Source organism: Bradyrhizobium sp. BLXBL-01 (assembly GCF_051853025.1).
Classification (GTDB): Bacteria; Pseudomonadota; Alphaproteobacteria; order Rhizobiales; family Xanthobacteraceae; genus Bradyrhizobium.
This window is the reverse complement of the sequence record NZ_CP182471.1, coordinates 2,328,271-2,346,386: the sequence shown is the minus strand read 5'-3', so window position 1 is coordinate 2,346,386 and position 18,116 is coordinate 2,328,271. Positions and strand designations below refer to the sequence as shown.

General features: G+C 59.9%; 16 protein-coding genes and 4 pseudogenes. 13 read left to right on the top strand and 7 right to left on the bottom strand.

Annotated elements, in window-relative coordinates:
- Positions 1–46 precede the first annotated feature (46 nt).
- On the bottom strand, positions 47–1,300 hold the full coding sequence (locus ACNJYA_RS10530) for a DUF418 domain-containing protein (protein WP_439402790.1): 1,254 nt from the start codon (positions 1,298–1,300) through the stop codon (positions 47–49).
- A 332-nt stretch (positions 1,301–1,632) separates the two neighbouring features.
- Between ACNJYA_RS10530 and ACNJYA_RS10525 the strand changes: the two genes are divergently transcribed.
- The gene (locus ACNJYA_RS10525; protein WP_439402789.1) at positions 1,633–1,845 is read left to right on the top strand and encodes a hypothetical protein; all 213 of its coding nucleotides are present in this window, start codon (positions 1,633–1,635) and stop codon (positions 1,843–1,845) included.
- Between the two features lie 248 nt (positions 1,846–2,093).
- Here ACNJYA_RS10525 and ACNJYA_RS10520 read toward each other — a convergent pair whose 3' ends face one another.
- Positions 2,094–2,282, bottom strand: a complete 189-nt coding sequence (locus ACNJYA_RS10520; RefSeq protein ID WP_439366296.1) for a hypothetical protein — start codon at positions 2,280–2,282, stop codon at positions 2,094–2,096.
- Between the two features lie 963 nt (positions 2,283–3,245).
- On the opposite strand from ACNJYA_RS10520, the gene ACNJYA_RS10515 reads away from it, so the two are divergent.
- Entirely contained in the window at positions 3,246–3,419 is a 174-nt protein-coding gene (locus ACNJYA_RS10515; RefSeq protein WP_439402788.1) for a hypothetical protein, read from the top strand.
- Here ACNJYA_RS10515 and ACNJYA_RS10510 read toward each other — a convergent pair.
- Positions 3,410–3,867, bottom strand: a pseudogene (locus ACNJYA_RS10510) (hypothetical protein). The gene ACNJYA_RS10515 and the pseudogene ACNJYA_RS10510 overlap by 10 nt on opposite strands.
- Positions 3,868–3,873: 6 nt before the next feature.
- Positions 3,874–4,095 (bottom strand): hypothetical protein, encoded by a 222-nt coding sequence (locus ACNJYA_RS10505; protein WP_109142812.1) that lies wholly within the window; start codon positions 4,093–4,095, stop codon positions 3,874–3,876.
- A gap of 758 nt (positions 4,096–4,853) precedes the next feature.
- Between ACNJYA_RS10505 and ACNJYA_RS10500 the strand changes: the two genes are divergently transcribed.
- From ACNJYA_RS10500 to ACNJYA_RS10490, 3 genes are read left to right on the top strand one after another with little or no spacing between them, the layout of a single operon-like run.
- Positions 4,854–5,057: a hypothetical protein gene (locus ACNJYA_RS10500; RefSeq protein WP_439402787.1), complete on the top strand. Its 204-nt coding sequence runs from the start codon at positions 4,854–4,856 to the stop codon at positions 5,055–5,057.
- Positions 5,058–6,737 carry a PHP domain-containing protein gene (locus ACNJYA_RS10495; protein ID WP_439402786.1) on the top strand — a complete coding sequence of 560 codons (1,680 nt, stop codon included), beginning with the start codon at positions 5,058–5,060 and terminating at the stop codon, positions 6,735–6,737.
- 40 nt (positions 6,738–6,777) lie between these two features.
- Entirely contained in the window at positions 6,778–7,080 is a 303-nt protein-coding gene (locus ACNJYA_RS10490; protein ID WP_439402785.1) for a hypothetical protein, read from the top strand.
- Positions 7,081–7,442: 362 nt separating this feature from the next.
- Here the strand turns inward: ACNJYA_RS10490 and ACNJYA_RS10485 are convergent, their stop codons facing one another.
- The 3 genes and pseudogenes from ACNJYA_RS10485 to ACNJYA_RS10475 all read right to left on the bottom strand — a co-directional run.
- Positions 7,443–7,865 carry a hypothetical protein gene (locus tag ACNJYA_RS10485; protein ID WP_439402784.1) on the bottom strand — a complete coding sequence of 141 codons (423 nt, stop codon included), beginning with the start codon at positions 7,863–7,865 and terminating at the stop codon, positions 7,443–7,445.
- 15 nt (positions 7,866–7,880) lie between these two features.
- The gene (locus ACNJYA_RS10480) at positions 7,881–8,081 is read right to left on the bottom strand and encodes a hypothetical protein (protein WP_439402783.1); all 201 of its coding nucleotides are present in this window, start codon (positions 8,079–8,081) and stop codon (positions 7,881–7,883) included.
- Positions 8,082–8,741: 660 nt separating this feature from the next.
- Positions 8,742–8,982 (bottom strand): annotated as a pseudogene (locus ACNJYA_RS10475) (TlpA disulfide reductase family protein); the annotation flags it as partial.
- A gap of 1,560 nt (positions 8,983–10,542) precedes the next feature.
- Here ACNJYA_RS10475 and ACNJYA_RS10470 point away from each other — a divergent pair.
- The 8 genes and pseudogenes from ACNJYA_RS10470 to ACNJYA_RS10435 form a co-directional block, all read left to right on the top strand.
- Positions 10,543–12,024, top strand: a complete 1,482-nt coding sequence (locus ACNJYA_RS10470; protein WP_439402782.1) for a PLP-dependent aminotransferase family protein — start codon at positions 10,543–10,545, stop codon at positions 12,022–12,024.
- A gap of 98 nt (positions 12,025–12,122) precedes the next feature.
- Positions 12,123–12,752 (top strand): FMN-binding negative transcriptional regulator, encoded by a 630-nt coding sequence (locus tag ACNJYA_RS10465; protein WP_439402781.1) that lies wholly within the window; start codon positions 12,123–12,125, stop codon positions 12,750–12,752.
- Positions 12,753–12,864: 112 nt separating this feature from the next.
- Positions 12,865–13,035: a tripartite tricarboxylate transporter substrate-binding protein gene (locus tag ACNJYA_RS10460; RefSeq protein ID WP_439403423.1), complete on the top strand. Its 171-nt coding sequence runs from the start codon at positions 12,865–12,867 to the stop codon at positions 13,033–13,035.
- 873 nt (positions 13,036–13,908) lie between these two features.
- Positions 13,909–14,085, top strand: a complete 177-nt coding sequence (locus tag ACNJYA_RS10455) for a hypothetical protein (RefSeq protein ID WP_439402780.1) — start codon at positions 13,909–13,911, stop codon at positions 14,083–14,085.
- A 416-nt stretch (positions 14,086–14,501) separates the two neighbouring features.
- Entirely contained in the window at positions 14,502–14,888 is a 387-nt protein-coding gene (locus tag ACNJYA_RS10450) for a hypothetical protein (protein WP_439402779.1), read from the top strand.
- Positions 14,889–15,371: 483 nt separating this feature from the next.
- Positions 15,372–15,860: pseudogene (locus ACNJYA_RS10445) on the top strand (helix-turn-helix domain-containing protein); the annotation flags it as partial.
- Between the two features lie 231 nt (positions 15,861–16,091).
- The gene (gene nolL, locus ACNJYA_RS10440) at positions 16,092–17,204 is read left to right on the top strand and encodes a nodulation factor fucose acetyltransferase NolL (protein ID WP_439403422.1); all 1,113 of its coding nucleotides are present in this window, start codon (positions 16,092–16,094) and stop codon (positions 17,202–17,204) included.
- A gap of 403 nt (positions 17,205–17,607) precedes the next feature.
- Positions 17,608–18,036, top strand: a pseudogene (locus ACNJYA_RS10435) (helix-turn-helix domain-containing protein); the annotation flags it as partial.
- Positions 18,037–18,116: the final 80 nt, after the last annotated feature.

The window sequence follows — 18,116 nt, the reverse complement described above, 5'->3', positions numbered from 1 at the left end:
GGCTTCCGCTTGAAGCAGAACGCAGCTTTGGTATCTGGGGGCCGCATCAATCTGCTGAGGTCGCGCGCAGGATGGCTAAATTGACCTTTGCCCGCATCGGCTGCGGTACCCCATACATGCAGGAGCGCCAGAGCCACTCGACAGGACCGAACCGATAGCGGCCCAGCCACCACGCGCTGAATACCACCTGCACGACATACACGAAAATGCCGATCGCCAGTGTCGCGGCCACTTCGAGGCGGCCAAATTGGCCTAGTCCATAGCCGTAGAAGATCCAGCCGCAGATCACAGATTGCGCCAGATAGTTGGTGAGAGCCATGCGGCCAAGCGGTGCGGCCCAGCTCAGCATCCTCGACCCGCCGGAGAGGTTCACAGCGGCGATAACCGCAGCCGCATAACCCAGGGCCAACACGACCGCCGCAAGCTCTTCAACCCGAAAATGCGCGCGCCCGAGCGACGGCCAGTCGAAGAGCTCTTGTCCGGCTGCCGCGAGACTCAATCCGCCGCCGAGAAGAATGCCAAAGGTTGCGACGACGAACAGCAGGCGCCGGTTCGCCGAAGCCCGACGCAACACCCCGCTGCGCCACGCGAAGGCGCCGACCAGGAACAGCGCGACAGTGCGCGGAAAGTACATGATCTGCAGCGGAAAAATCACCGTCACCTCGCGGATCCGAAACGCGAGCACGTCGAAAAATCCGCCCGTACCGTAGGCACGCGTCGCGTCCCCGACAAGAGCGGCGATCCCGGCCGCACCCGGCAGCGGCACGATCGGCGGTAGTAACGGCATGGTCATGTAGAGCCCCAGGAGCAGCAGGGCTGCACCCGGCATGAGCCACCGCGCGCCGCCGAGGAAGGGCAGCACCACGAAGCCCGCCAGCGCATAATCGACGAGAATGTCGCCGCTCCATATCAAATAGAGATGCACCAGGCCGATCCCCAGCAACACCACCAGCCTGCGCACGAGCAAGATCATGCGCCGTGGATTGCCGGCAAGTCGCTCGAATTGGATGGCGAGGCCGACGCCGAACAACAGCGAGAACAGCGCAAGCGCCTTGGAGTCGACGGCGACCCTCAGCACGGCCGCCACCGCGCGGTCGAGCGGACTCGCCGGCTCCGCGTCCAGCAAGAATGACGCGAAGATGGAGACCCGAAATATGGTCACGATGTTCATGGCCAGCACGCCGAGCAGGGCCAAGCCCCGCAGCACGTCAATCCCGTCGAGCCGCTCCGACGGGCTCATAGGCTTTGCAGGCGCGTCACTCGCCGGCGGGGTTTGCGAGACGATGCTTCCGCCGGTCATTGCAGGACTCTCCCATTTCCGATGGGGAGATTTAGGATGCCGCCTCGTGCCGCATCAAACTACCTGAATTGGGGGGCTGATTAGAACCGTGACAAATGATTCACCGCCATGCACCACGAAATAAACCTGGACTTGGATTGACGGGAGTTGGCTCAACTTGATCTCCCGGTATTGCCGCGGCTGTTAATTCGGTACCGTTCAATGACTGATGAGGACGCAGGCCGGCTCTCCGGCGCGATCCTGCTCCTTTTGCTCGCTAGGGTGAGGAGCAGACCCAACCGTTCCCCGGGGTAGGAGCGCGGAACACTTGGACTGGATGTACATTAATCAACATGAACGACCAATTCAGGAAAGTTGGCGTCATGGGTATCGAGCGTATGCACTCGCCTCAGTACTGGGAGATGCGAGCGGAGGAGTTTCGGACGAAGGCGGACAACTGCGAGCATCCTGAGACAAGGAAAAGCCTGCGTAACGTCGCCAAGACCTATGAGGAGCTCGCCCGCCGCGCGGAGCAGGTCCGCACCCTCCGAGACGTAGCAGAGTAGCCAGTTAGGAACTGCCGCAACAAGTGCGGCACTGCTTGTATCGGCGTGCGTTCGTGGGCAGAGGGGGCCACTCGACGAATTGGCTATCTTGAGGGTGCGACCCTGTAACTGCCGCTGTTCAAAGGTGTTTCAGGGAAGCTTGCGCATCATGGCCGGATTGAAGAACGCGATCATACCGATCGCCTGTCGCGATTAGACATACTCTCCGAGCGTCAGTGCAAGGCACGGGCAAGACTCGCCGATGCACACTACCTGTTAGACCAGTCCTGACGCTCTTCGATGGCGAGTTCCACCTTGATCGCGAGCCCCAATAGGATCGACGAGAGATCGGCAAACAACTCCTTCTTCGATTGGTCGGCTGCGTGGCGTCTGCTGATAAGCGCGCACTCTTCCGCTTCGGTGAGGAGTTTTTCTAGGTGGGTTTGCATGTCGTGCATGGCTGTACCCTTGCGGCACTAACGTGCTGGCAAGCCAGCGTGTCGCGGAGCTGACATCCCCCATCTTCAAGGGGCAGCCCGGTTGGTCGTTCCTAAAGCTAATGTTGATATTGGCCAATTCGGCTAGTTTTGAGGCAGTTTCCGGATAGTTCCGTGCGCGGAAAGAAATAAACCGTTGGCCTTGTCTTCTTCCTACCTGCACATGTGTTCCGTTAGCGGGTGGTCAAAGTCCTGTATCGGGGTGTAAACACCAGTTGCGCTCCGCCGAACTCACCAATGGAGCAGCGCCATGATAGAGGGCCGTCGGTTCAAGCAGACCCAATCTCTCGAAGAACGGCTTCATCAGGAAGCCGATCGGCTGTGCGAGGAGGCGAAGTGTCTGCCGCGCGGCCCTGAGCGCGAGCAACTTCTGCGGAAGGCCTGCTTAGCCGAAGCCGGTTCGCATATGAGCGCGTGGTTGACGTCGCCCAGCAAACTCCGTCAGATGCTAGCACTCAGCTCTACATCCTTGTGTATCAGACGACGCACAAGGCTTCCATCAGTCCGTCTCCGCCACGTTCCAGGATAGTGGGCGAGGATTCACGCTTGTGCTGGCAGAGAACAATGACGACTGGGAAAAACTCGGCAATGCTGCAAGACTTGAGACGACGATCACCGCGGGAACGAAACTGAGTGGCCGCTGGGAATAGTTGTTCGGATGCGATGCAACTCTGCACTGTCTGACAAAATATCGGCGATCTCGAACCCCGCTTTTGATCAATAAGACACCCGGCGGGTTCAATGGGGGCGCGCCTAGGGAGCGCCAGGCGCGAGAGCCCCCAGAAAATCGGTGCCTTCGGGGGCGTCGCTGCTACACACTTCGCTAAACTTTGTGGGCCACTGAGTTGCTCTCACTCCTCTTAATAGATCGGCGCGCCCTTGCAACCGCACAGACGGCATCGGCGCCCTTGTACTCTGGTGGTGATGGCAGGGAAGGTGCCCGGCGCAGATCTCTCCCTGCAAAACCGCTTCGCGAGCATGATTGCCATGCCAATGGCCGCGCTCGCCAGCTTCTCGGCCGCCGCGGTCGCGCACCAGGCTGCCGCCGCCGCACAGAACGCCGGCCGGTCGGCGACGCCGGTCTGCCTCTACCCGTAACGAAGACGTCCGAGCGCAATTCTTCCCTCGGGCGGACGAGTACCGGGTCGGGGCCACCAGATCGGCCCCGGGAAGCTATTGGCAATGCTCAAGACCCGTGCCTCATCCGTTTCAAGAGCTATTTTTTGCGCGAGCATGACATCGCCCAGGGCCAAGCCACCCACCGGAACGAAGCACCACCCTTGCCCGAGCCGCCCGTATTCGTCGATCTCGTTGACGTTGCCGGACGTTCCTCGCCGGATGCGGTACCGCTTTCCGGTATCGCACCTCACGACGTCGAAGCGCCCTCTCCTTTCGAACTCGACCCTTCGCCGGGGTGAAAGCCAGAACGCAGCAGTCGCAGCGCTCGAGCTTGGGCCGTTTTCTCTTCGTTTACTGCTTGATAAAGCCTGCCAAGAGCCAGGCTCTGAAGGGTCCACGGGCCGATGCGACCGATCCTTCTCTTCATCGGTGCTCACCCGCCCACGAGCCGCGGGAAGAACAATGTTTCTTCGGCCGTCGGATCGAACGCGGTGATCCGGCTTACCTCACCGCGCCCCTTCCGCACCGCCGCGGTATATCCTTTGCTAGTAAATTGGAGGAAAAGCCTTTCCGCCTCTACCAATGCTTCTGCATTGGAGTTGTCGAAGAAGTGCTGACTGTCGCCGCTGTGATCCATCACGATTTGTACTGCCATGCTGAGACTCCCGATTGCACCTCACAAGCAATGTGGAATCCGAGCCCTCGTTCCTAACTGACCCAATCGCCACTGCGACAACTTCTATCGCTCTGCATCATGGGCATAGGACGGTGCAGTGGCTTTGTCCGACGTCCCTGACGATCGCCTCAGCTTGTTCGTGCTCGACCGACTATCGATAACGGTGTCGGGCCATGGCGAACAGTGCGGGCTTCCCAACCGGTCGATTGCGTGCTGCCGTGCAGCCTGTCACTGCCGCACCATGTTAAGTTCACCCGCCTCTAGCCCGCTTTATGACTTGTGTACTAAAGACCCCCATCCGACGCTGACCGACTGGCCCTTTGTGTCGATCACAACAACTTCGCGGAGATTGCGATCGACAACCGCAGGTTCCTGTGATTTTTCCAGGATTACTGTCAGCTAGTGAACACACAATCGGACCCACCAAAGAGCGGCCTTATGGATCGCTTATGACCCGTCACGGGCCGCTTGGCCCGCGGCGCAAGCAAACGAGCAAACCGTCACCGATTTAGGACGAATTGAGCGCGACCCGTGGAGCCGGATGAGCAAAACAGCGAAGTCGATCGCCGAGGTCGAGTACCGGGCAGTCGGCGGGGGTGCGGCGCGTGCGTGACAGCCTTGGCCGCAGAACTATCGGCGGGAACAGGCGTTTACCGATCATGTCAGACGCATTCCACTATTTCCGCGCCCATGCCGTCCGAGCTCTTTGCAAGGCCCGATCGATGCCGAAGGGCCGGATGAAGCAGCTGCAGCTTGTGGTCGGCCGGATCTATAACCTCCTCAAGAAGGAGGCGGCCTACGGCCCAAACACGCAACATCTGGAAGACTTCCGACCAGCGCAGAAGCTAGAAAGATCTCTGGATAGTCGCCCGAACGACCCGGCCGCTCGAACTCGTTTTGCCGCCACAAATCCTTATCGCGCAGAACAGGAGGTTCGTTGAGTGGCCTCCCTCGACGCTCGAACCGTAGCAAGCCTCCTGCGAGAATATGCGCAGCGCGCCGCCCTTCGTGGCGGCAACCCGTACCGAGCAAAAGCCTACTCTCGCGCGGCGGACAGCCTGGGCGCCCTTACGGTGCCTTTGGACGTCCTCGTTGCCGAAGACCGGCTCACTGAGGTCCCCGGCGTCGGCGACACGATAGCCGACATCATTACCAAGCTTCACAAGACGGGCACTCATCCAAGTCTGGAAAAGCTGCGGAAGGAGATCCCCGAGGGCGTGCTCAAGATGCTCGCTGTGCCCGGCCTCCGTCCGGAGAAAGTGCTGCGGCTCTACAAAAATCTGGGCATCGCCTCCCTCGCCGAACTGGAGGCCGCCGCCAAGGACGACCGCATCAAGAAGGCGAAAGGACTTGGTGCCGCGCTGCAAACTAAGATTCTGCAGAACCTGGCCATCGCGAAGAGTGGAGAAGGCCGCCTCCACCTGCACCGTGCCGCCGCCCTGCTCGCCCGCGCGCAGAATTCCATCCGGAAGGCTCAGCCCGAGCTCAAGCGCGTGACGATCGCCGGCGAGGTCCGCCGTGGCTGTGAACTCGTCCGCGACCTTGCGATCGTTGCGGAGGCCGCTAAGTCAAGCAAGACGCCGAAGCCACCAGCGGATGGTCTGCAGATCTCCGTCTCCGACCGCAAACACTTCGGGGCCGCCCTTCTTTTCGCCACCGGGTCCGCCGCCCATGTCGAGCAGCTCCAGACGTTGGCCGCGGAGAAAGGAATGCGGTTGGAGCCCGATGGCTTGCATAAGGGCGCCACGCTGATCGCCGGCGAGGAGGCCGACATCTATCGCGCTCTCGGGCTGCCGTTCATCGATCCCGAGCTCCGGGAGAGGCGCGGGGAGGTCGAATTGGCTTTGAAAGGCAAGCTGCCGAAGCTCGTCACCGACGACGATCTCCGCGGTATCCTTCACTGCCACACGGATGCTTCCGACGGCGCCGAGACACTGGAGACGATGGCGAAGGCGACCCGTCAGCGCGGCTTCGAGTATTTCGGGGTCGCGGACCATTCAAAGTCCGCGCACTATGCCGGTGGTCTCACTGTGGAGGAAATCGCGCAGCAACACCGGGAAGCGGACCGGCTGAACAAGCGCTTCGGCAAGGACTTCCGAATATTGAAAGGCATCGAATCCGACATTTTGGCGGACGGGTCGCTCGACTACGACGAGGAGGTGCTTGAACGTTTCGACTTCGTTGTCGCCAGCATTCATGGTCGTTTCAAGCTGGACCGCAAGGCGCAGACGCAGCGTTTGCTTCGGGCCATTTCCGATCCTCACACAACCATCATCGGCCACATGACCGGGCGGCAGCTCCAGCGGCGGCCGGGCTACGAGATCGACGTCGAGAAGGTGCTCCGGGCATGCGCGAAGCACGACGTCGTCGTCGAGATAAACGCGCATCCATGGCGTCTCGACTTAGATTGGCGCTGGCACCAGGCGGCGCTTGAGTTCGGCTGCATGCTGAGCATCAATCCAGACGCGCACTCGATTGAAGAGCTCGACCACATGCATTGGGGCGTCGAGATGGCCCGCAAGGGCGGCGTCCCTGCCGACCGGGTCCTGAACGCGATGACGCTTCCCGATATCACGCGCTACCTCCGCCAGAAGCGGCGCTCGCTCCCGCGCGCTGCCTGATGTCGCACGCGGACGACCTCTCGCTCGAGGGAAGGGTGTGGTGGCGGTCGCCGCCGATTGCCGGCACCACTTCAGCAAGTCATCATGGGATCAGATCGCGCTGGTTGAAGGCCACGGCGTCGAAGGCGACGCCCACGCCGGCCCCTTCGTCCGGCACCGCTATCTAGCCCGGCGCCGACCCCGGCTGCCCAACCTGCGGCAGGTCCACCTGATCCTACTCGAGCTCTTCGCGTCCCTCTCGGAGGCTGGTTTCGAGGTCGGAGCCGGAGAGCTCGGCGAGAACATCACCACTGCCGCTCGGGACGTTCATCGAAACTCGGGCCCCCAGCCATCGTCGAGTTAATCCGCACGCCCTGTGTCCTGATCGACCGCTCCTGGGCGGGCCTTAAGCGGCGCGTGCTCTCGTGGGCGGAAACGGGCCCTGCATTCAGATGTGGGGTCCTAAGGCGTGGTGCTAGTCGGAGGACCCGTCGTGGCCGGCGATATCGGGCGGGTGCGCCTCCCGCCCACCTCGTTTGACGCCTACCGGGCCTGTAAAAGCTGCGGTGCACAAGTCGGCCCCCTGATGGCCAATCGGAAAGCGGTCGGTAGATCAGGCCGGCATGGCCGCAACCAAGCTAACCGCGGTACGCTTTGGGGCTGGGGAGGCAATCGGCAGTCCGGACTAACAAAGCCGCCGAGCTCCGCTGGCGGCTTTTTCTTTGACTAGGAGGCGTTCGCCCTGGCTCGTTCGCGGGCCTCGCGGCGGCGTTCACGGCGTTCGCGCCGCAGCTTCGCACGGTCGGCGGGCTGCTGCGGCAGCGGAGCGACCGCCGCTATTTCGGCTACCGGCGGGGTCGTCTCGCTGGCCGCCGCCGCTTGGATTGGCTCCGGCGTCGGTCGGGCTTCCATAAATTCAAGCACGTCCCGCCCTTTGGAAGTCAGCCTCCAGCCACCGCTTGTGCGTTCGACGAGCCCTTGTGACCAGATGTCGAGATCCGGCACCCGCGCAGCGAGGCGTCTGGTCCGGTCCGCCCAATCGCGTCCGCTGGTCGCCAGGATAGCCATGTCCCTCTTGAGGTCCTCCATCACGGCAAACCCATCCGGATATGCCACGAGGATCTTGAGGACCGTGACGTGGAAATTCACGTCCGCCCCCCGCGATCAACGCCACATCTTGGGCGCCTGCGAAAGGGCATCTCGCCCCATCGACCTAAGCCTCTCGCGAGAGACTTCGCCCCTGGTCGCAGCTTCCAGGATCTTCGAAGCAACGTGCGTCCGTGCGCCGATCTGTCGGCCTAAGATGCTTTCGCACATTTCATCAAGTACCGCGCGCAAAAGCGCGATGGTTGCCGTATCGAACATGAGGTGCCCCCAGAAGGGAAAATCCCATCTTAGCCCGGTTTTGCCGACGTGTGGATTCGGCACGTTAGCCTTTGTGGAAAATACGACCGAACTAGAAACGGGCGCAAGATTGGGTGCCGATGCCCCGCCCGTCACTTGGGTTCGAAACCGGGTTCGCGCAAAACAACGCGCCGTAACGATTCATGACAACCCACTGTCACTGAAATATTGTGTCTCGTTGCAGGGGTGCAGTCCAGTTGTGGAGACAGCGCTAGCTTTAGGCGCCGCCGGTGATGAACAGCAATTTCTGTAGGGCCCTCTTGATGAGTCGCACGCGCATCCTTGGTGGCCGATGGGACCGCACGCCCTTTAGCTAAAGGTCGCGAAGGCACTCGTCCCGCCCCTTCCATCCACAGCCCGCAGTGTTTGTCGATCGCGATCGCGAACAAATTGACTCGCAACTGGCAAACCGGTCTGTTCGAAGCAACAGATCCGCATGGAGCACGCGGACGCTAAGCTCACCCGGCCTTAGAGCGACGCCTCTTCGAGGGCGGAACGCGGCTTCGCCCCATCTCTCTATCGCGAGCCTAACATTTGCCGAAAAGCGGCTCAGTCAGGCTTCTCGCGCTCCATTTCGCGCATTATACGCTCGTTTTCGGCGATCCGCTCTGTTTCGGCGGCTCTAGCCTCATCGCTGGTCCGCCAGCTGCCTAGCCGCGAGTCCGAGGACCTCAATGCCGCTGTTTTTGTATTTCTCTTGCAACTGCACCAGTTCCGGGATCGCCGCGACACACGGTGGGCACCAAGTTGCCCAGAATTCGACGACGTAAACGATTCCGGGCTGGAAGCTCGCGAGAGGCTGGCCACGCAGCCAGTTCTCCACTTTTATCGGAGGAGCTGGGGATTCTAATCCGAGCACCATGTTACTCTCCAAAACTTAGTGCCCAACCTTGGGCGACTTTTGTGTAACTGATCTCGGATCGTAGGCGCGACCGGCTTGCCGCATGAGGGCTTCCCAGTGAGATCTGCGGCGAAGGTCGGCGCCGCGCTAAGCGCGACGATGCTCCAAGTCACAAGCAGGAAGGTTTTCACTCATGAAGGGGTACATCCGTTCAAGGAAGCAGAGCTTCGAGTGGCGCGCATCTATGTGCACTCAGTACTCGTTCGCTATTGCTGCACTCCAGTAGCAAGGTCTGTGCCACGTCGTCTGCGTGCATTAAGGCCCTGATCAAGACATGCAAAGCTCGACGGTACTCTGCGGGAACTAATTTGAACCCGACGGCTGCGTGCCGCCGCCGTCTCGCTCCAGATGAACTGCCCATAACCGACGAGCCGCCGGACGTGAGCCCCTCGTTGAGCGCTGAAATCGTAGCGCTGAATGCTGATGAAGACCGGTTAATGCAGCAAATCCCACATGGGCATTTAAATTCGGCGCTTCATCGGCTTCTTTCGTGGTTTTTGTGCGCATACCAGCCGGTTTGGAGCGGCCGAGCGGGACATTTGATTACTGCGCCTGCTGTGATCATCGGTGAAAGCCCGCCATGTAGCGGATTGCGAAGAAAGTCACGGCGATGACGGCGGCCGTTACAGCCAGTGAAAACGCTACTCGCGCCAAGAATTGGCCAGGGCTAAGTCCGTCCCATGAACTCATTTTCGTGCTTTGCGTTACGATTCGGATTTGCGCCTGCAGCATGATCATACGATACTCTAGCTTGCGAGTAATCAGCGGAAATTCGGTTTATGCGCGCCGCGAATCGTCGCGCCCGTTGAGGCAGTCACCTGCAACCCTTAAGATCCATCGGGGTACAAAATTCCACTGCCGAGCAACTGACCCTTTGAATTCGTAGAACCAAGTAGGATTGCCATCTTTCGCGACCCGATCTTTATTGTCGATGCACAGCTTATTGTGCTTGGAGCCTGGGGTGTCTGAGGATCTTGGCGAACGAGGCCGATGGAGAAAGCTTTTGTTACCATGCCGCTCCTTCCGTCGAATTTATGTGCGGGCCGGATTGGCCTGAGCCATCCCTAGCGCTCGTGCTGTTGTGGGTGTTGATTGTGCGAATTCCGCCGGAACAAACGGGTGCGGATTGCTCGAAAGCTATACGGGTGCGTGGCCTAATTCGCGGCCCGCTCTCAGGGCCGCGCGTTTTGAGCGGATCACTCTGCAAGCTTAGGTTTCAGGTACTTCGGAGGGCGGGTCCAGTGGTCGGCCTGACGGCACCGAAACGCCCATCTTGAAGGCCCTGATCTCATTGGTGCTTCCTTTGTAGAAAACAAGGCAGTCACCATTGCTCAATACGCGCGCTAAATTGCCTCTATTCAGTGAACCGCCGCGCCGCCGGCATGAATGCGCCGTGTGTTACTCCGGCCAGGAGTTCGTGGAGCTTGTTGAGATTGCCGCTACCTCGATTGAACGAGCTTGGTTTTGAAGCCGAGCAGGCGCAGACTGGTCTGGCCAGTAGCGATTTTTGGTTAGGTTCATATGGTCCAGATTAAGGTGCCGTCACACCGCGTCGGGCAGATAGGAGCGCGTCGGATCTATGAAGTGCTCAGGGATCAGATCCTGGGGCGCGTATACGGCTCCAACGGCTCGCTGCCCTCGTCCCGCGCTCTCGCCGGAGAGCTGGGAGTATCGCGCGGGACGGTGACGGCCGCATACGAACAATTGGCGGCTGAGGGATTCATCGAGACCCGCCATGGCGCCCGCCCAAGGGTCGCAAAGGCTGTCCTCGGGACCGGGCGGACAGGCACGAAAGCACGGTCATCTACACGGAAGGCAAGAGTCTCGCGGTATGGTGAACGTTTGCGACAGGTCGTCCCACGCTCAACCGACCAACGTCGCAATCTCGTTGCCGACTTTCGCTATGGTGATCTCTCACCTTTGGACTTTCCCGTACTATCATGGAAGAGAGCCGTAATCGGTGCGATCACGCAGCGATCCCGAACATTGACTTACGATGATCCACGTGGCGCGCTGCGCCTGCGGACGGCACTACAGGGCTATCTCTGGCGTTCGCGGACCGTACGATGCGAGATCGATCAGATTATCGTCGTCAACGGTTCGCAGCAAGGGCTCGATTTGTGTGCTCGGCTGCTGCTTGATGCTGGCGATCGGTTCGTCATGGAAGATCCTGGCTACCCTATGGCGCGGCACATCCTCTCGGCGACCGGAGCCATTGCGGTGCCAATTCCGGTCGACGCAAACGGGCTGGACACGGTGAGGCTTGCAAGGGCCGAAGCTCGTCTCACCTACGTAACGCCCTCACACCAATTTCCACTTGGCGGTGTCATGCCAATCGGGCGCCGGCACCAATTGCTCGCCTGGGCCAAGAAGGTTGACGCCTACGTCATCGAGGACGACTACGATAGCGAGTACCGCTACGACACGAAACCTGTCCTCCCGCTGCACGCTCTCGAAGGAAGCGAGCACGTCATCTATCTTGGGACCGTCTCCAAGACGCTCTCGCCCAGCTTGAGGATCGGCTATGTCGTCGTGCCTCCTGAACTACAGTCCGCGTTCACCGCCGGAAAGCAGATCATGGACCGGCACACACCTCTCATTGAGCAAGAGGCACTCGCGACGATGCTCGATACGGGCGCCTACGAGAGCCATGTCAGACGGATGCGGCGGCGCAACGAGAAGCGCCGGCAAAGCCTCGTTGAGGCATTACGGCGGAGATTTGGCGACCGAGTTCGAATCGAAGGTGACGCTGCCGGCTTGCATCTGGTCGTCTGGTTCGATGATCTGCCCAAGAAGTCCGAAACAGCATTGATCGAAGCAGCCCGCGCAAAAGGCGTCGGCATCTACCCTATCTCGCCGCTGTACGACCAACGTCAGCCGGTCCGCCGGCGCGGACCAAACCTTATCGGGCTTATCATGGGCTATGCCGCGCTGGAAGCTCGTCAGATTGAGCGTGGCTGCCAGCTCCTGGCGCAAGCGGGCGACCAGCTTTGTTCACGGTGATAACCGCGAAACAAACTGGACCAGCGAAATCGTGACGAACTGGCCTTTCTAAACGTACCGGGCTTCGGCTATTTCGGAGCGGAGAACGGAGAAGCGCTATGTACGTGCCCCCCGCCTTCCGGGATGATAACATCGAGAACATCCGAGCGACCATCAGCTCCGCACGCTTGGCGAACCTAATCACAGCCACGGCAGAAGGGCCGCTCGCAACATCACTTCCGCTATTCCTCGACGCGATGGAAGGCGAACGGGGCGTCCTGTACGGCCACCTGGCCAAAGCCAATCCGCACTGGCGCGCGGCTCCGATCGGCGAAGCCCTGGCCATTTTCATGGGTCCGGAAGCTTACGTGACCCCCTCATGGTACGCCACCAAGCAGGAAACCGAAAAGGTAGTGCCGACGTGGAACTACATCGCCGTCCATGCTTACGGTCCGGTTGAGTTCTTCGAAGATAACGAACGTCTGCTTGATGCAGTTACCCGATTGACGAACATCCATGAGGGCTCACGGGCAACACGTTGGTCTGTCAGCGACGCTCCGGCAGACTTCGTCGCCGCCCAGTTGCGTGGGATTGTCGGCCTCCGCATTCCCGTGACCAAATTCGAGGGCAAGCGCAAGATGAGCCAGAACCGTCCTCTTGCCGACCGTATCGGTGTCGTCACCGGCCTTGCTGCGAGCCAAGAACCACGCGATCAGGAAGTCAGCATGCTGGTTCCAACGCTGGCCTGAGCCACGACGCTTCAGACCGCAACGCCAGGCGTAGCGGTGTTCGGCTACCAGTTCTTCATTCTCGCGGCAGCGGCGATCCTCATAGTCGTCACGCTGGGACCGGGCATCTTCTATCGTCGCGCGAACGCTTGCTGGCTGCCCGGCGAAGGACGTCAAGGCGTTTGTCGCAGATCTCAAGGCCAAACCCGGAAAGCGCAATTTCGGATCGCTGGGCAGCGGCAGCTCTCCGCATGTCGCTGCGAAATTGCTCAAGAAGATGACGATACTGATGCCGTGCATGTGACCTATCGTGGCACAGCATCGGCGCCGAACGACCTGCTTGCGGGGCAAATCGATTTTCCTGCTCGACCCCGGCATCGCCATCGAGCACGTGAAGAGTGGCGGATTGCGAGCTCTTGCGATCGGAAGCCCGCCGGTGCTCGCCTCAGCTCCCCGATGTGCCGACACTGAACGAGCTCGGCCTCACCGGGGGTCGACGCCGACGCCGTTTTCGGCGTCTATGCACCTGCCGGAACCGCTGCCGAGATTATTTGCGCGCCTCATTACCGAGATCGACCGGGCGCTCGCGACGCCCGCGCTGAAGGACCTCATCATGTCCGTTGGCAATGTACCTGCGGCAATGCCCCCGAAAAGTTCGCCGCCAGAGCCCGCGAGCATACCAAGCGGTTCGGCGCAATCATCCGAGAGCGTGGGATCACGGCGGGTAACTAGTACGGAGAATTCACGCCCCGATCTACAGCATTGCGGGATTGGATTGCCCCCAAGATCGATGCCACGCAACCTGGCACCGACACCAAGGCCAGCTGCTGCTGAGTGGACAAGAGTGTGTCGAGTTGCTGCACTAACATTGCAAGCGGGAGATCTAGCTGATCAATCACGTCGTCTTGGATTGGCAGTAGCGATGGATGAATGGTGATCTGAGAAGTATCTCAGCATCGAAAGGACGATAAGAAGCTTCGCGAACGCTCAGACGTTTCGTTGTTCCGAGCCGAAGAGGGGGAGGCGCTCGAGCGGTCTCGCTCGACATGGCGCAGCACTGGCAACCGACCAAGGACAATTTTCCTGGTCACGTCACCAAGGCGGTTATCCTGGATGCGGTAAGAGAAGGGGTGTCGCCGCAGGCGGCGGACAACCTGCCACTCTCAAGAAGTCCGAGATGGCGGACGCCACCGAGCGGTTGCTGGCCGACAAGGACTGCCTGCTGAAGGTGCTGCGCCTCGCACAGCCGCAGGCACCGAGACCTTGGCGGTCTAAGCCCTTACCGCTCAACCGCCGGGCCGTCTTAGCGGCCCAGTTTGCTTCGAAAATTTGCCGCGCCTGCGACGCGCCCTGAAAAGCCCACAGGAAATTGCCCGCCATCGGTGATTGCAGCGCGCTGAATCAACTAGAGGTACCAGCATTATTCATTGAGGTGCTCCGCATGTCCGACCAGCGCGAGATCAGGCATATCGGCGTCTCACCGCCGCCGAGACCCAGCAATCCTAACCCCGGCACGCACGTTCCCGTGCGGCCACCGCCTTCGTCACCGCCGTCTCCACCAAAAAAAATGAGTGATGAGGCGCACCCGGGCGTCGCTGTCTTCGGGCCGAAGTTCGACGCCCTCCGCTGCGCGATCTACCACGTGGCGCGCCGCAATTATTTTGACCTGCTGAACAGGTTCCTGAATTTCATCGTCATTGTGCTTCGAGCGTTGCGGGAAAGGCGGCCAAGCTCATCCACCTCGAGGACGAGGCGTGGCTGGAATTTGCGGTGCTGATTTTCGCCACCGCGCAGCTGACGTTCGACTTCGGGTACCGCGCCCGCACGCACGAAATTTTGCAGAAGAAGTATAATGATATGCTTGCGGAGATCGAACTCGATGCCGCTCCTGACGAACGGAGATACAACGCCAAGCTCTTCGCGATCGCAGGTGATGAGCCGATGCCAATGCGGGCCCTCGACGCTCTAGCCTACAACGCAGCGCTCGACGCGACGACCAGCGATCCGGAAATGAAGCGCCGCAACCGCCTCTGGGTACCGCGCTCGCACCGATTCCTCCGACATAAACTTGCGTTCCACGCGCACGAGGACACTCTTGAGACAGACCGCAAGCCGCTTTGGCGAAGGCTGCTAGGAAACACGCAGACGGCAACATGAGCAAGAAATCGACGAGAAGGGGCGACGTCAGGCACCACGTCAGCGTGCGCCCGCCACCTAAGCGTCATAAAGCTGCAAAAAGGACGCGTAAGGTTAGCAAGAACAAAAAGTAGGCCCGGAAGGAAAGTAACGCCTTTGCGGGCCTCTAGTAGCTCTTCACATTGATTTTGACGGTTTGATCCCGAGCTAGGTTAGGATCGGCAAGTTTTCTGGGGGCACGAGGATTTCGATGCTTCTGGGGCACCGGCTCGACGGCAAATGAGTCCATTTCGTTCGAGGGTGACAATCATCTGGTGGACCGAAGGCGGGCTGGCGCAGAAGTGGCGCTGCATGTCGGTTTCGGCGGGTGGGCGTCAGAACATGTACGAGTAGGTATAGATGAAAGCCAGGTACCGGCCCTACTTCTCGGTAAAGCGCGCACCTGATTATTGAGTATCGATTGATTCGTCCGTGGCGCCCGACTGTGTGTGGGGGACGCGACGAATGAATGTACGGTACCCGGATCGAATTAAGCCAAGCCGAGCGGGACGAGTAGCGGCAAACATACCGCGTAAGATCGAGCGGGCGCAGATTTTGCTAGCAGCCGACACTGGCGCCCCGACGAGGAGATTGCCCGGACAGTCAGAGTAAGCGTCTCCACCGTCAACCGGACCAAGCGCCCGCCGGCCGGAGGCGCGTGACGCGCTGCCGGCCGACGCGATGATCAAGCTCTCTGATCATGACGGGTTGTCGGGCCGACCGTGCGCCGCCGGCTTGCCGAAAATGACCACAAGCCGTGGCGCAGGGATATGTGGTGCATTCTCTATGTCGATGGCGAATGCGTCGTAAGCATGAAAGATGTACTTGATCTCCATATGTTGAAGCGCCTGATTCCGAACGCCCGCTCGTCCGCTTCGACGAGACCCCGTCCAGCTCATCGGCGAGGTGTGTCAACCGATTCCGGCCGAACCGGGAAGGCGCGAGCGCTACGATTAGGAGTACCGCCGCAACGGCACAGCTCGATCTGCAATTCGATCGTAGCGAGGTGGACTTGAATCGGCAAACCCTCGTATAGCTCGCTCCCTCTTTCCTTATACTGATCACCCGCCTCCATATAATTGAACATTGGTGGCCAGCCAGCTATTGGAGCGTAGCCTCTCGATGGCAATTGCCTCCACGATGATCGGTCGGATCGATCTTGATGGAGCAAAGCTGCAGCAGCGAATGATTGAGCGAAATTTAGCCAAATCGACTGCGCCTGGTGCGTCAGAGGCGAACGATCGCGATCTAGCTTTGGATTTCGCCAAAGGAGTGCTGATCATTTTGGTGATCGTCGGTCACCTCATCCAGTATATCCTCTACCGAGATGAAGGCTTCTGGGATTCGCCATGCTTCAAATGGATCTACATGTTCCACATGCCTCTCTTTATGGCGATAAGCGGATACCTTGGCTGCCGTGCGCTGTTGCGAAAGTCGTTGGCGCAAGCCGTCGGCGATCGGGCGATGCAGCTCTTGCCGCCCATGCTGTTTTGGTACGCTCTCCTGGAGACAGCAAAGTTGGCTGTGCTTCGTCGCGCGCCTGACGCATCGGGGGACATTTTACCATTTCTATACGATGTCGCCGGCACGTACTGGTTCATCTGGGCAGCGTTCGTTTGCTTTCTTCTCGTAAAGATTGTTTCGATCTTCGATCGTGATTCGCCATGGATCTTGTTCGTATCAGTCGTAGTGATCGCGCTTGCGCCCCTGACATTCTCCATATTTCCTCTTATAAAGTATACTTACCCGTTTTTCTGCCTGGGCTTCTCATTTGCCCAGTCGAGAGACCACTGGACGAGCATAACACGCCGTTACAAGCTGCTCTTGATCGCGTCTCTCTGCATCGCGGCACTGTTGTGTTTTTTAGCCTGGCAGAAGGATACGTACGTCTATAACAATCTCGCCCTGGTTCACGATATGCTGTCGGCGAAGAACGTGCTTCTGATGCTTTTTGGCTCTGCGGTAGCCTCGGCGATCATGATTGAGCTCTTCTTGCAATGCTGGAGATATGGTCGCTCAAATCGAGTGGTCCGCTTTATCGCCATGGAAATAGGACAGAGCACGCTGGTGTTGTACTTGATTCAGGGTACGGTATTTCGCCTTATGGATTCGATAAAATACGCAGTGCCCTCGGATCTCACAACCAGGTGGGCCGTGGCGGGAATTCTAGGGGGAGCGATTGTTCTCGTCACGCTGATGGTGCGCCGAGCCGTGCGCGACATTCCCTATCTGTCTCAGCTCATTCTAGGGGCTTCACCCCGCGCCCGTCGTCCAGTGGGTCAGCCCGCGCACAAGTAGAGCTGTAGCCCAAATCCGGTCAGAACGTCCCTCGATCATCGGAGAGCCGGCTCTCGGTTCACGCTTCGTAGCTCCAGCCGCTCTGCACCGTGACTATGACGGGCTGCGTCGGGCGACGGTCAGAGTAGCTCCGGCAGGCTTGGGATCAACGAGGACCTCGATGACGGGGTGTCCTTCTCCCTTATGAGGCCGGCTCGTTCCAATGTCAGCACCAATTCGTGAACCGAAGGCGGGCTGACGTGGAAATATTCCTGCATGCCGGTTTCCGTCAGGTGTCTGCGGTGCAGCCGCGTATAAACCGGATGAACGCGAGGTACTGCCCCTGTTTAGGCGTGGATTTTTTGAAGGCCTCACGCCGGCCATCCGATTCAGTTGTTCGTTCCTGTCTCTCAGGGAGGTAAGCATGAATGTACGCTATCGGGTCGAACTCAGCCAAGTCGAGCGCAACAAACTTAGGGCCCTGCTCAGCGGCGGCAAGCATGCGTCTCGCAAGCTCAAGCGCGCTCAGATTTCGCTGGCTGCCGATGCGGGGCCGGCGACGAGGAGACGCCAGGAGCGTCGGCGTAAGCGGCTCGACCGTGTACCGGACCAAGCGCCGTTTCGTGGAGGGCAATCGGGAACGGGGGCTGAGCGAGGAGCCGCGACCCGGCTCGGACCGCAAGATCACGGGCAAGCCTTGCTGGTGGCAACCGCTTGTGCAGGCCCTCCAAAGGGCCGTGCCCGCTGGACGCTCGATATGCTAGCGGGTGCACTCGTCAAGCTCACCGAACACAGAAGCCTGTCGCGCGAGACGGTCCGGCGACGTCTGGCGGAGAATGACCTCAAGCCTTGGCTGTCAAACGCCATCCGGAACTGCCGCCTCATATTGCCTCAGATGACAATGTTACCGAAGCCCCCCAGCTGTCGCGCGAA